The sequence below is a fragment of the Pseudomonas sp. P8_229 genome (assembly GCF_034008635.1).
Classification (GTDB): Bacteria; Pseudomonadota; Gammaproteobacteria; order Pseudomonadales; family Pseudomonadaceae; genus Aquipseudomonas.
In genome coordinates this window covers 76,414-90,295 of record NZ_CP125378.1, presented here as the reverse complement: position 1 = coordinate 90,295, position 13,882 = coordinate 76,414, and the positions used below count along the sequence as shown (strand labels likewise).

At 61.0% G+C, this 13,882-nt stretch carries 11 protein-coding genes; 8 read left to right on the top strand and 3 right to left on the bottom strand.

Going from position 1 to position 13,882, the window contains the following annotated elements; translation table 11 throughout:
* Positions 1–75 precede the first annotated feature (75 nt).
* From QMK55_RS00310 to QMK55_RS00285, 6 genes are all read left to right on the top strand, one after another.
* Complete coding sequence (locus tag QMK55_RS00310) at positions 76–1,128, top strand: agmatine deiminase family protein (protein WP_320328361.1); 1,053 nt, start codon at positions 76–78, stop codon at positions 1,126–1,128.
* Positions 1,129–1,131: 3 nt separating this feature from the next.
* The gene (gene aguB / locus QMK55_RS00305; protein WP_320328360.1) at positions 1,132–2,040 is read left to right on the top strand and encodes an N-carbamoylputrescine amidase; all 909 of its coding nucleotides are present in this window, start codon (positions 1,132–1,134) and stop codon (positions 2,038–2,040) included.
* A gap of 2 nt (positions 2,041–2,042) precedes the next feature.
* Positions 2,043–3,146, top strand: a complete 1,104-nt coding sequence (locus QMK55_RS00300) for an extracellular solute-binding protein (RefSeq protein WP_102356688.1) — start codon at positions 2,043–2,045, stop codon at positions 3,144–3,146.
* A 46-nt stretch (positions 3,147–3,192) separates the two neighbouring features.
* Positions 3,193–4,314 (top strand): agmatine deiminase family protein, encoded by a 1,122-nt coding sequence (locus tag QMK55_RS00295; protein ID WP_320328359.1) that lies wholly within the window; start codon positions 3,193–3,195, stop codon positions 4,312–4,314.
* Between the two features lie 49 nt (positions 4,315–4,363).
* Positions 4,364–5,386 (top strand): GlxA family transcriptional regulator, encoded by a 1,023-nt coding sequence (locus QMK55_RS00290; protein WP_102356686.1) that lies wholly within the window; start codon positions 4,364–4,366, stop codon positions 5,384–5,386.
* A 1,952-nt stretch (positions 5,387–7,338) separates the two neighbouring features.
* The gene (locus QMK55_RS00285) at positions 7,339–8,037 is read left to right on the top strand and encodes an alpha/beta hydrolase (RefSeq protein WP_102356685.1); all 699 of its coding nucleotides are present in this window, start codon (positions 7,339–7,341) and stop codon (positions 8,035–8,037) included.
* A gap of 27 nt (positions 8,038–8,064) precedes the next feature.
* On the opposite strand, the gene QMK55_RS00280 is transcribed toward QMK55_RS00285, so the two are convergent.
* Together QMK55_RS00280 and QMK55_RS00275 are read right to left on the bottom strand one after the other, a co-directional pair.
* Positions 8,065–9,084, bottom strand: coding sequence for an AraC family transcriptional regulator (locus QMK55_RS00280; protein ID WP_102356684.1), 1,020 nt, complete (start codon positions 9,082–9,084; stop codon positions 8,065–8,067).
* A gap of 90 nt (positions 9,085–9,174) precedes the next feature.
* A complete protein-coding gene (locus QMK55_RS00275; RefSeq protein WP_102356683.1) occupies positions 9,175–9,870 on the bottom strand; it encodes an SDR family NAD(P)-dependent oxidoreductase in 696 nt (231 codons plus the stop codon).
* Between the two features lie 246 nt (positions 9,871–10,116).
* Here QMK55_RS00275 and QMK55_RS00270 point away from each other — a divergent pair, with 246 nt between their 5' ends.
* Together QMK55_RS00270 and QMK55_RS00265 are read left to right on the top strand one after the other, a co-directional pair.
* Positions 10,117–10,743: a TetR/AcrR family transcriptional regulator gene (locus QMK55_RS00270; RefSeq protein WP_102356682.1), complete on the top strand. Its 627-nt coding sequence runs from the start codon at positions 10,117–10,119 to the stop codon at positions 10,741–10,743.
* Positions 10,744–10,939: 196 nt separating this feature from the next.
* A complete protein-coding gene (locus tag QMK55_RS00265) occupies positions 10,940–12,211 on the top strand; it encodes an OmpP1/FadL family transporter (RefSeq protein ID WP_320328358.1) in 1,272 nt (423 codons plus the stop codon).
* Between the two features lie 81 nt (positions 12,212–12,292).
* On the opposite strand, the gene QMK55_RS00260 is transcribed toward QMK55_RS00265, so the two are convergent.
* On the bottom strand, positions 12,293–13,753 hold the full coding sequence (locus tag QMK55_RS00260) for an efflux transporter outer membrane subunit (protein WP_320328357.1): 1,461 nt from the start codon (positions 13,751–13,753) through the stop codon (positions 12,293–12,295).
* Positions 13,754–13,882: the final 129 nt, after the last annotated feature.

The window sequence follows — 13,882 nt, the reverse complement described above, 5'->3', positions numbered from 1 at the left end:
CATCGTTTGTTTGCCTGTTTATGCGTCCGTAGCATGGTCGTCGTGAACACATTGGCTTAACTAACGAGGCTTATCATGCAGCACAATGACAATAAAAACAGCGCCTGGATGATGCCGGCGGAATGGGTCACCCACGCCGCCACATGGATGGTCTGGCCGCACAACCAGACGCTGTGGGAGTCGGGTTGGCGCGTGACGCTGGCGCAGGTGCAGGAAGACTTCGCCCGGGTGGCCAATGCCATCGCCCGTTTCGAACCGGTGAAACTGGTGGTCGATCCGTCAGCGGTCGCCAGCGCCAAGGCGCTGTGTGGTGCCAACATCGAGCTGATCCCGCTGGCGGTCAACGACAGTTGGTGCCGTGACTCCGGCCCGAGCTTCATCTGCCATCCGCAGCAAGGGCTGGCGGGGGTGAGCTGGCGCTTCAACGCGTGGGGCGGCAAGTCGGCGCACGACCTGGACGAAAGCCTGGCACGCCGCGCACTCAATCATCTTGGCCTGGAATGCTTTGGCACGCCGCTGAGTAACGAGGGTGGGGCGATTCACGTTGACGGCGAGGGCACGCTGATCACCACCGAGTCGGTGCTGCTCAATCCCAATCGCAACCCGGGCATCGGCAAGGCCGAGATGGAAGCGATTTTCAGCCGCTTGCTGGGGGTGAAGAAAACCATCTGGTTGCCGGGCGATCCGGATTACGTCACCGGCGACATGACTGACGGCCACGTCGATGGTGTCTGTGCGTTCGCCCGTCCCGGCGTGTTGCTGGTGGACGCGACCCACGACCAGCACTCGGTGTACGCCGAAGTGGTGCGCGAGAATCGCCGCGCGCTGGAGCTGGCGACCGATGCACACGGCCGTAAATTCCAGCTGATCGAACTCTACGAAGCCAGCGAAGCGGTGGACGCTGAAGCCGAAGTGTTCTGTGCCTCGTACACCAATTTCTACATCGCCAACGGCGCGATCATCATGCCGGCCTACGGCATCGAGGCTGACCACGTCGCAGCCAAAGTGCTCGAACAGGCGTTCCCCGGACGCGAAGTGGTGCCGGTGCGCATCAATCACCTGGCCCACGGCGGCGGTGGCGTGCATTGCATCACCCAGCAGCAACCCGCCTGGCCGCTGGAGGGTTGATTGATGAGCCATCTGACCATCGCCACCACCCAGATGCCGTGCACCTGGGACCTTCAGCGCAACCTCGATCAGGCCGAGCAACTGGTTCGCGAGGCGGCCGCGAAGGGCGCGCAGGTGATCCTGTTGCAGGAGCTGTTCGCCACGCCGTATTTCTGCATCGAGCAAAGCCATAAACACCTGGCCCTGGCCGAGGAGTTTCGCGACAGCCGCCTGCTCCAGCGCTTCGCCGCACTGGCGAAAGAGCTGGGCGTGGTGCTGCCGTTGAGCTGGTTCGAGAAGGCCGGCAACGCCTATTTCAATTCGCTGACCGTGGCCGATGCCGACGGGTGCCTGTCGGGGGTGTACCGCAAGACCCACATTCCCAACGCCATCGGTTATCAGGAGAAGGAATATTTCAGCCCCGGCGACAGCGGCTTCAAAGTCTGGGACACCGCGTTCGGCCGCCTCGGCGTGGGTATCTGCTGGGATCAGTGGTTCCCCGAAACGGCGCGTTGTCTGGCGTTGATGGGCGCTGAAGTATTGTTGTTTCCCACCGCCATCGGCACCGAACCTGGCTGCGCGGCGCTGGATTCTCGCGATCACTGGCAGATGACCATGCGCGGTCACGCGGCTGCCAATCTGCTGCCGGTGGTGGCTTCCAACCGCGTCGGGCGCGAGGTGGCGACCACCGATTCGTCGCTGCACATGAGCTTCTACGGCTCGTCTTTCATCAGCGATCACAAAGGCCAATTGCTCGCCGCCGCCGACCGCGACAGCACCGGCGTGCAGGTGCGCAGCCTCGATCTCGAGGCCATGCGCGAGGAGCGCCTGAGCTGGGGCATCTACCGTGATCGCCGACCGGACATGTATGGCGCGCTGCTCAGTCATGACGGTCGCCACCTCCATGCACGCTGGAACACTCAAGGGGTTTGAACATGGCTACGCACCACAAACGACTGCTCGGCGCGCTGGGCCTGGCGCTGACTTGCGTGATCCCGTCGCTGCATGCCGAGGACAAAACCCTGCGGCTGTACAACTGGGCCGATTATTTTGCCGAAGACACCCTGAGCCGGTTCACCGCCGAAACCGGGATCAAGGTGATCTACGACGTCATGGACGGCAGCGAAACCCTCGAAGCCAAGATGCTCTCCGGTGGCAGCGGCTACGACCTGATCTTCCCCGGCGACACCGTGGCCGAGCGCCTGATGCGTGCCGGCAGCCTGATGCCGCTGGATCAATCGAAGCTCACGGCGCTCGCCGAGATCGAACCCGGCCTGCAGAAATTGCGCAGCCATTACGAACATTCCAGCCAGGCCACCGTGCCCTACACTTGGGGCACCATCGGCCTGACGTATAACGCGGCGCAGATCCAGCAGCGCATGGCCGACGCGCCGGTCAATAGCCTGGACCTGCTGTTCAAGCCGGAACTGGCGGCGAAATTTGCCGATTGCGGGATCTCGATGATCGACTCGCCGGATGAGGTGCTGGCGGTGGTACTCAATTATCTGGGACGCGATCCGCGCAGCGCCAAACCGGCAGATCTGGCGGCGGCCAGTGACTTGCTGATGAAAGTGCGCCCGTACATTCGCAAGTTTCAGTCGCAACCGGTGACCGATCTGGTCAACGGCAACCTGTGCCTGTCGCTGGGTTACAGCGGCGACATGACCCAGGCTCAACGCACCTCGGACAGCGCTGGCAAGACCACGAAATTCCAGTACCGCATTCCCCGCGAGGGTACTACGGTGTGGATGGACACCATGGCGATTCCGGTCGATGCCAAACACCCGGAGTACGCCTACGCATTCATCAACTTCGTGATGCGCCCGCAGAACATGGCCGCGATCAGTAACTTCACCGGCTACCCGACCTCCAACGCCAAGGCGCGGGCCAGTGTCGATGCCGCTATGCGCGACAACCCGGACATCTACCTCGACGACGCGACCTATGCTCGATTGATCCCGGGCAAGGACATTCCCCAGGCCGACATGCGTGCCCGCATGCGCACCTGGACCAAGTTCAAAACCGCCACCCATCCGTGATGCAACCGCCGGCGCCTGGTCGCCGGCCATTTTCAGGAAAGCCAACATGTCGACTCGTCGTGAGTTCATCAAACAAGTATCAGTCGCCGCCGGTGTCAGCGCCGCGTTTATGGGCCTTGGTCTGTCGCCGGGCAAACTGCTGGCGGCCAGTGCGCAGGACTGGTTCATGCCGGACGAGGGCGACCAGCACGAGCGCGCGTTCATTGCGTTCGGTGCGCAGGACGCGATCTGGGAGGACTTCACCGCTGACGTGCAGGCCGCACTCGGCCGCATCGCCCGCGCCATTGCCCGGTATGAGCCGGTGACCGTGTTCTGCCGCAAAGGCGAGCGCAGCCTGGCCGAGCAGTATTGCGGCACGAGCAATGTCACCTACGTGACTGCGGCGCTCGACGACATCTGGATGCGTGACATCGGCGCCAACTTTGTCATCGACGACAAGGGCGGTCTCGGTGCGGTGGACTTCAACTTCAATGGTTGGGGCGACAAACAGCAGCACAGCAAGGATGCGAAAATCGCCGCGACAGTGGCCGACAACACGCAAGCGACTTACCTGCGCAGCGAGCTGGTGGGCGAGGGCGGCGGCATCGAAGTCGACGGTCACGGCACCGGGATCATGACGGAAAGCAGCTGGATCAACAGCAACCGCAATCCGGGGTGGAGCAAGGCAGACGTCGAGGCCGAACTGAAGGCGCGGCTGGGCCTGCGCAAAATCATCTGGCTGCCGGGGATCAAAGGCAAGGACATCACCGACGCCCACGTCGATTTCTACGCGCGGTTCATCAAGCCCGGCGTGGTCATCGCCAACCTCGATAGCGACCCGCAATCCTACGATCACCCGGTCACGCTGGCGCACCTGGAGATTCTCAAGAAGGCCACCGACGCTGACGGTCGGCCGCTACAGATCCACACGATTTCGCCGCCGCTCGCTCCACGCAAGAGCAAGTTCAGCCAGAACAACCCGGACTTTGCTGCCGGTTACATCAACTATTTCGTGATCAACGGCGCGATCATCGCCCCGGAATTCGGTGACAAGGCGGCTGACCAGAAGGCATACGAGCTGCTGTCGAAGCTGTACCCGGAGCGCAAAGTCGAGCTGCTGAACATCGACGCGATTGCGGCCGGTGGTGGCGGGATTCACTGCGTGACCAGTCATCAGCCGCAAGCGTGATTGACTCTTTGGCCCATCGAGCCAACTATCGGCGGATAACAAATGACCGATGGGCCAGACCTTGATCGAACGACGTCAATTCAGCGGAGGCATGAAGGGCAAAAACCTCCGCTATCTGAATGAACAATCTGCAGATTCGCGCCTCACCCGCACCGGTTTCCTGCTGCTGGAGCACTTTTCGCTGCCGGCCTTCACTCAAGCGCTGGATACGATCATCACCGCCAACCTGCTGCGTGCCGGGCTGTTCGCCTCGCGCACGTTCGGCCTGGGCGAGGCGCAGGTGATCAGCGATCTGGGCCTGGTCATTCGCCCCGATGCACGGATTGACCTGGCCAGCCTGGCGGAGCTGGATTTGCTGGTGGTGTGCGGTGGCTACCGCACGGAGCTGAAGGCGAGCGAAGAGTTGATCAGCCTGCTGCGTGCGGCAGCGGAGCGTGGCGTTAGCCTGGCCGGTTTGTGGAACGGGGCGTGGTTTCTCGGACGCGCCGGGCTGCTCGAGGGTTATCGTTGCGCGATTCATCCGGAACACCGCCCCGCGCTCACGGAAATTGCCAAATCCACTCAGGTCAGCAGCGAACCTTATGTGATCGATCGCGACCGGCTCACGGCATCCAGCCCGTCGGGGGCTTTCCACATGGCGCTGGACTGGATCAAGAACCTGCACGGCAAAGCGCTGGTTGAAGGTATCGAGGATATTCTGGCGTTCGAAGAGTCGCGTTATCGGCGGATCAAACCGGACGAAAACCTCTGTGTCAGCGCACCGTTGCGCGAGGTGGTCAAACTGATGGACGCCAACCTCGAAGAGCCGCTGGAGCTGGAGCAACTGGCGGTGTACGCCGGCCGCTCGCGGCGGCAGCTGGAGCGTTTGTTCAAGGAGCAACTGGGCACCACACCGCAGCGCTACTACCTGGAACTGCGCATCACCGAAGCCCGGCGCCTGCTGCAGCACACCGAGCTGTCGCAGATGGAAGTGCTGGTGGCGTGCGGCTTTGTTTCGCCGAGTCATTTCAGCAAATGCTATAGCGCGTTTTTCGGTTATCGACCGTCCAAGGAAAAACGCCTGGTCAAATAGACCGAGCAGTTTTCTGCCTCCAGCCAGAGACACCTGCCCATGCGGTCAGAACCACAGGCCCGCTCCCACCGTTTTAATTGGGTGGTGCCAGGGCCACTGGGGCAGCGCCGGCCCATTGTGGGAGCGGGCTTGCTCGCGAAAGCGGTGTGTCAGTCAGTATATGAGGTGGCTGATGTGGCCTCTTCGCGAGCAAGCCCGCTCCCACAATTTTAATTGGGTGGTGTCAGGGCCTCTGGCGCAGCGCCGGCTCATAGTGGGAGCGAGCTTGCTCGCGAAAGCGGTGTGTCAGTCAGTATATGAGGTGGCTGATGTGGCCTCTTCGCGAGCAAGCCCGCTCCCACAATTTTAATTGGGTGGTGTCAGGGCCTCTGGCGCAGCGCCGGCTCATAGTGGGAGCGGGCTTGCTCGCGAAAGCGGTGTGTCAGTCAGTATATGAGGTGGCTGATGTGGCCTCTTCGCGAGCAAGCCCGCTCCCACAATTTTAATTGGGTGGTGTCAGGGCCTCTGGCGCAGCGCCGGCTCATAGTGGGAGCGGGCTTGCTCGCGAAGGTGGAGTATCAGTCAGCATATGCGGTGGCTGATGTGGCCTCTTCGCGAGCAAGCCCGCTCCCACAATTTTAATTGGGTGGTGCCAGGGCCACTGGCGCAGCGACGTCCCATTGTGGGAGCGGGCTTGCTCGCGAAGGTGGAGTATCAGTCAGCATATGCGGTGGCTGATGTGGCCTCTTCGCGAGCAAGCCCGCTCCCACAATTTTAATTGGGTGGTGTCAGGGCCTCTGGCGCAGCGCCGGCTCATAGTGGGAGCGAGCTTGCTCGCGAAGGTGGAGTATCAGTCAGCATATGCGGTGGCTGATGTGGCCTCTTCGCGAGCAAGCCCGCTCCCACAATTTTAATTGGGTGGTGTCAGGGCCACTGGGGCAGCGCCGGCCCATGTGGGAGCGAGCCTGCTCGCGAAAGCGGTGTGTCAGTCAGCGCATGAGGTGGCTGACATGGCCTCTTCGCGAGCAAGCCCGCTCCCACAATTTTAATTGGGTGGTGTCAGGGCCACTGGGGCAGCGCCGGCCCATTGTGGGAGCGGGCTTGCTCGCGAAAGCGGAGTATCAGTCAGCATATGAGGTGGCTGATGTGGCCTCTTCGCGAGCAAGCCCGCTCCCACAATTTTAATTGGGTGGTGTCAGGGCCACTGGGGCAGCGCCGGCCCATGTGGGAGCGAGCCTGCTCGCGAAAGCGGTGTGTCAGTCAGCGCATGAGGTGGCTGACATGGCCTCTTCGCGAGCAAGCCCGCTCCCACAATTTTAATTGGGTGGTGCCAGGGCCACTGGGGCAGCGCCGGCCCATTGTGGGAGCGGGCTTGCTCGCGAAAGCGGTGTGTCAGTCAGTATATGAGGTGGCTGATGTGGCCTCTTCGCGAGCAAGCCCGCTCCCACAATTTTAATTGGGTGGTGCCAGAACCACGGCACAGCGCCGATCCATGTGGGAGCGAGCCTGCTCGCGAAAGCGGAGTATCAGTCAGCATATGCGGTGGCTGGTATGGCCTCTTCGCGAGCAGGCTCGCTCCCACCGTTTTGATTGGATGGTGCCAGGGCCACTGGCGCAGCGACGTCCCATTGTGGGAGCGGGCTTGCTCGCGAAAGCGGTGTATCAGTCAGCATATGAGGTGGCTGGCATGGCCTCTTCGCGAGCAGGCTCACTCCTACAGTTTTAATTGGGTGGTGTCAGAACCATTGGCTTGGTGCGTCCCCCTGTGGGAGCGGGCTTGCTCGCGAAAGCGGTGTGTCAGTCAGTATATGAGGTGGCTGGTATGGCCTCTTCGCGAGCAGGCTCACTTCTACAGTTAATCGGGTGGGGTGAGAACCATTGGGGCTCAAGGTCTCGGTGGCCCGACTCGTGAATCAGTTCCATACTCCTGCGGCGGTTTGGCAAACATCTTCGATCCTGACAGGAGCAAGGCCATGAGTAATAAACCGACCATTGTGCTGGTACACGGTTTCTGGGGCGGCGCGGCGCATTGGGGCCACGTCATTGTCGAGCTGACGCGCAGGGGCTACACAGACATCCGGGCGGTGGAGATGCCACTGACCTCGCTGGCCGATGATGCAGAGCGCACTCGCAAGATGATTGCGCAACAGCGCGGGCCGGTGCTGCTGGTCGGGCACTCTTACGGTGGGGCGGTGATCACCGAGGCCGGCAACCAATCCAATGTTGTCGGTCTGGTGTACATCGCCGCGTTCGCCCCGGATGCCGGCGAAAGCCCGGGCGGCCTGACTCAGCAACATCTGCCGCAGGCTGCGCCGAACCTGGCACCGGACAGCGACGGTTTTCTGTGGCTCAAGGCTGACAAGTTCCATGAAAGCTTCTGTCAGGACCTGACGGCCGATGAAGCGCTGGTCATGGCGGTCACTCAGAAAGCGCCGGTGGCCAGTACCTTTGGCGACCCGATCAGCAATCCGGCCTGGAAAAACAAGCCGAGCTGGTATCAGATCTCCAGCCAGGATCACATGATCCACCCGGACAACCAGAAGATGATGTCGGCGCGCCTCGGCGCCAGGAAAGTCATCACGCTGGAGGCCAGTCATGCTTCGCTGGCGTCGCATGCCGCCGAGGTGGCGGCGTTGATCGATGAGGCAGCGATGTCTGCGTCGAGCGTCTGATATTCAGTCGCGGAGCACGTAACAGGCTTATCTGGCCCGCAGCAACTTGCGGTAATCCACCGGCGAGATCCCGCGCGCCTGACGGAAGGAATGACTGAAGGAACTGGCCTGCGAGTAACCCAGCATCAGGGCGATGTTCATGATGCTGGTCTCGGTGCGACGCAGGTAATGGTCGGCCAGTTCCATGCGCATGGTTTCCAGCACCTGATTGAAGTTTTCCCCTTCGGCCGCGAGTTTGCGCTGTAAGGTGCGCGGCGAAATCGCCAACTGCCGGGCCAGGCTTTTCAGGCTGAAATCGCCGGTCGGCAATTGTTCGGTGAGCAGCGCGCGCAAGCGGTCGGTCACGGAAAATGCCGGGTACGACAGGCACAGCTGCCAGTCGGCTTCCAGCAGCATGCTGCGGTGCATGCGCGGGTCGGCACCCTGGATCCGCGTCGAGAGTGTCGACTCGGCAAACACCAGTGCGTTGCTCCCGGCCTCGAACTGCACCGGGCAGCCGAAAAAGTGTTCATACAGCGCCGGTTCGCCGACGGCGGCATGCATCATTCGCACTTCCAGCATCGGCTGGTTGCTGGCGACCAACCAGCGCCCGAACGCCGCCCAGCCGACCATCAGGGCTTCCTGGTGCAGGGCGCAATAAGGTTCCAGTTCACTGGTGCGCTGATCTTCGAGGGTCACGCGGCCGTCGCCGATGACGACCCGGGTCTGGCTGGAAGGGCTGTCGTAGAGAATCTTGCCGAAGCGCAGCATCATATTCAGCGACTCGCCCAGCGTCGGGCTGGTCATCAGCACATACCCCAGCACGCCGTAGGTGCCGGGGCGCACGGCCGCGCCGACCAGCAGGCCGAAATGCGCCAGGTTGCTGCTGCGCGCCGCCAGTTCCAGCAGGGCGCGCAGTTGCTTCATGGGGATGCGCACAATGGAGTCGGACAACTGCTCGCGTGACAGTCCGGTCTGGTGCAACAGCCAATCGCCATCGCAGCCGTGTTGCTCGGCGACATCAAGGACGTGGTTAACGAAGGCAGCGCTGGAGGTGGCGGGTCGCATGGGGGGAGGGGAAGTCCGGTAATCCGGTGATCTTGCTTTTCCGAAAAGTGAAGGAAGCGACGTCGCCAAGGTACGCGGCGTCAATAGACCCTACATGCGCCCGATCACCGGGATGCCGGTGCCGGTGACCGCCGAAGCTTGTTCCGAAATCAGAAACAGAATGACCGCCGCCAGTTGGGCTGGCGTTACCCAGCGCTGGTGCTCGGCGTCGGGCATGGCCTCGCGGTTTTGCGGGGTGTCGAGAATGCTCGGTAGCACGGCATTGACGGTGATGCTCATGTCCTTGAGCTCTTCGGCGAGGCTTTCGGTCAGGCGCAGTACGCTGGATTTCGACGCGGCGTAGGCGCCCATGCCCAGCCCGGCCTTCGCCGCCATGCTCGCACCGATGTTGACGATGCGCCCGGCCGAGGACTGCAGCAGTAATGGCAGCAGAGTTTTGCTGGCGTTCAAGGCGGTTCGCAGATTCAGCGTGTAGAGCCGATCCCAGGCGTCTATCGTCCCGCCCAGCAACGGCTCCCACGCATAGCCGCCGGCACCATTGACCAGCGCATCGAGGCGGCCGAAATAGCGGTTGATCTGCCGGGCGACGTCCTGGCAATCGGCAAGGGAGGCCAGATCAACGCCGGACAGGACCAGTCGGTTGTGAGAGGTGGGCAGCCCGATCGTCGCCTGATCGATCAGCACCAGATCCGCGCCCTGGGCTGCGGCCATGTCCGCCAGGGTCTCGCCGAGATTCCCCAGGGCGCCGGTAATCGCCACAACGCGCCGTGAGAGTGACTGAGTCATCAAGAGTCCTTTCCTTTTTAAGGGCGCATACTCTAATGATATCGGCCGCCCGTGGCATGCTTTTGGGTGTCAATTTGTTGTGCAAAAGTGCCAATTTTTTATGCTTGGAGAAACCTGCGCAAAGGGTCGTTAAACAGGCGTCAGAAAGTTGGCTTGCTGACGGTGTCGAGGCTGCAGAAAAGGCGTGACTTTATTCGCCTTCAGTCACAAGTTGTCAGCCCACGAGAGGGTGAGTAAGCTGCTCTGATGAATCAGCCATCGATCACTTCATCCCCACCCAGCACTCGTGGCCCCGTCGATCATGACATTCGCGATCAGATTGTCGCGGCTGCCAACGAGCATTTCAGCCAGTATGGCTACGGTAAAACCACGGTGTCCGATCTGGCCAGGGCCATCGGTTTTTCCAAGGCGTACATCTATAAATTCTTTGATTCCAAACAGGCGATCGGCGAAGCGATCTGCTCAAATTGTCTGGGGCAAATCGTTGCAGCGGTAGAACAGGCGATTAACGCAGAGGCGATTTCACCGACCGAGCGTTTACGCAGGTTGGTGAAAACCGTGATTGCCACGGGTGTGAACCTGTTCTTCAATGATCGCAAGCTCTACGACATCGCGGCATTTTCTGCGGCGGAGCGCTGGCCCAGTGCCCAGGTGTATGAGGAGCAGATCAAGCGCTTTATCTTCGACATCGTGCGTGAAGGGCGAGAGGCCGGAGAGTTCGAGCGCAAGACCCCCCTGGACGAGACCGTCGAGTCGATCCATCTGGCCCTGCGTCCCTTCGTCAACCCGTTACTGCTGCAACACAATCTGGATTTTATCGAGGTAGCGCCCACGCTGACCTCCAACCTTATCCTGCGCAGCCTGATGCCCTGACCCAACGCTGATCACTGTTCAGGTGATCTGAGCCAGAGCGACATCCCCCTTATCAGGTTCCTGTTCCCGGCACATGCGTGCCGGTACGGCGTTAAGTTTTGCTGTGTGTGACCATTGACTGAAATGGTCACATGGATAATATGGCTTCGCTGTCGTTCTCGATGTTCTTTTTCAGTGATCCCATAGAGTCCAGATAATGAAAAAAATAATGCTCAAAAATCCCGTTGGCCTGGCCGTCGTGCTGGCGTCCTCCAATGTGTTGGCCGGTGGCTTTGCACTCAACGAACAAAGCATCAGCGGGATGGGATCCGGTTTTGCCGGGCGATCTTCATCAGCCGAAGACGCCAGTACGATCTACGGCAACCCGGCGGGCATGGCGCGGCTTGAACGAGAGCAGATCAGCGTGGGGGCGGCTACGTTGTTTGCCAAGTCTGACATCAGCCGGACTCGCAGTACCTTCGGCGGCAAGGAAGACGGCGACATGGTGCCCACCACCACTGTACCGATGGGGTATTACGTCAAACCGATCGATGAGCATTGGGCATTCGGCGTCGGGTTTTATGTGCCTTTCGGGTTGATCACCGACTACGGCAGTGGTTTTGCCGGACGCTATTACGCCAACAAGAGTCAAGTCACCACGCTGACCTTCCAACCGACGATCAGCTACGCCTTTAACGAAAAAGTCTCGATCGGATTCGGGCCGACCATCAACCGTATCGGCGGAGAGATATCGGGCATGGTGCCCAATCCACTCAGCCCGGGGCGTAATGACGGCAAGCTCAAAAGCACCGGCGATGACACTGCACTGGGTTTCAACGCCGGCGTGCTGGTGCAGGCGACCGATCAGACCCGTCTGGGCCTGACGTATCACTCCAAAGTCAGTTACCACCTGGATGCCAAAACCAAGGTCACGGATGGCATCTTCAGTGTGCTGGGCGTCAGCGGTCGTAGCTATGACGCATCGCTGGATGTGGACACGCCGGAGTCGGTGGACTTTTCGGTGACGCATCAATTCAACAACGACTGGACGCTCTATGTGGGCAGTACCTGGACGCGTTGGAGCCGCTTCAAGGAGCTGACGATTGAGAACAGCGGCTTGCCGCCGTTGCTGAGCGGGCAGTTGGGGACGATCAGCGAAGAGCAGAACTGGCACGACACCTGGGCTCACGCGATCGGTGCGGCCTATCAATTGAATAAGCAATGGGTGCTGCGTGGCGGGTTTTCGGTGGATCAGTCACCCACCAACAATACCAATCGCGGGCCCCGGATTCCTACCGGCGACCGTAAGGTTGTCAGCTTCGGGGCCGGCTGGACGCCGGTGGACAATGTCACGATCGATCTCGCGTATTCCTACCTTTGGGAGGAGAGCGTACAGATCAACGACACCTCGGCAACGCGGGGTGCGTACAGTGCCAGGTACAAGAACAGTGCGAGCGGATTCGGTACTTCTGTCAGTTACCGCTTCTAGTTGAATGCGGTCAAGCGGGTCGGGAGTACGCGTGTCTCCCGACTCTCAGTAACCTGGTCTGAAACGATCTGGCGTTGCTGCTCAGCGCGCCACAACAGACGGCGACTCAGCGGGTTGCCAGCCACCGCCGAGAGCCTTGAATACCGCCACCGCCGCACGGGCCGATTCTGTCCGCGCTTGTGCTCTGGCGTCGGAGGCCTGCAGCAATGTTTCGTCGGCGTGCAGGACATCGATCAGGCTGGCCGTGCCTTTTTCATAGGCGATGAATGAGGACTGGCGAGCTTGAGTCAATGCCGCTTCGCCGCCGGTGAGGGTGGTGGTCTGGGTTTGCCGATTCGCCAGTGAGGACAGCGCGTTCTCGACATCTTCGGTGGCGCGCAGTACCGACTGGCGATACGCGGCCAACGCTTCAGCTTCCTGCCCCTTGGCCTGATCGATCTGGGCGTTGATGCGTGCGAAGTCGAAAAGCCTCCAGCGCAACCCCAGGACACCGCTCGACTGGCTCGCGCCGCTGGTGAATAGATTGCCGCCGGAGACGGCTGTCGCGCTGCCCAGCAAGGCGCTGAGGGAAAATTTCGGGTAGTACTCGGCAATCGCTTCACCAATGCGCGCGTTGGAAGCTGCAAGCCGGCGCTCGGCCACGATCAGGTCCGGTCTGCGCCGCAGCAGATCCGCCGGTGTGCCAAGCGCAGTCAACGACGGCGCATTGGGAATATCGCCCTCACGTGCCAGTTGCGTGCGGTGCGTGCCGGGAGGCGTGCCGAGCATCACGTCCATCGCATTCATGGCTGCCTCCAGACCGCTTTGCAGTACCGGCACGGTTGCCTGGACTTGCGACAATTCACCCTCGGCCTGACGCACCTGGTACTCCGCGGCCAGGCCCTTGCCGTAAAGCAACCGGACCTTTTCCAGCAACGCGCGCCGGGTGTCGACTTGCTGGTTGGCAATATCCAGTCGTGCCTGTAATCCGCGCAGGGTGATGTAGATATCGGCCGTTTGCGCGCCGATCGCCAGCCGTGTCGCGGTGAAATCCGCTGCGCAGGCCTGGTACTCAGCCAGTGCCGCCTCACGTCCGCGGCGCAGTCCGCCAAACACATCGACTTCCCAGCCCGCCTCGAGGTTGGCCTCGTAAGCATTGCCGTAACGGTCGTAGCCCGGTGTTGAATTCAATACCTGGCCCAGTGGCGTCTCGACGGACTGATAAGCGCGCGCCGCCTGTGCGTTGATATTCGCTGAGGGCAGCAGTGCTGCGTTTGCCGCACCCAGGCCGGCCCTTGCCTGGGTGACGCGCGCCGACGCCTGTGCCAGGTCCAGATTCTGCTGCAGGGTCTGGTTGATGTAGTCGGTCAGCAGCGGATCATTAAAGTTTTCCCACCAGGCGACAAGGCTGCCTGGTGTCGATTCGGATCGCGGTTCGACAGCAGACCGACCCAGGTAATGATCCGAAAGCGGGGCGTCTGGACGATGGTAATCCGGACCCACCGCACAGCCTGCCATCAGGCCGGCAGTAACCAAAAGAGCAGTCGGGCGGAGGGCAGGCATTGGCGTTCCTTAAGGGGATTTCGTGACCATATTACTTATTGGTCACTAAGTGTCAATTGTGTTCGATTGATCTGATCGAGCATCATCGCAAGGATTATTCCCGGATAAGGCTAAAGACTGGAGCGTTGA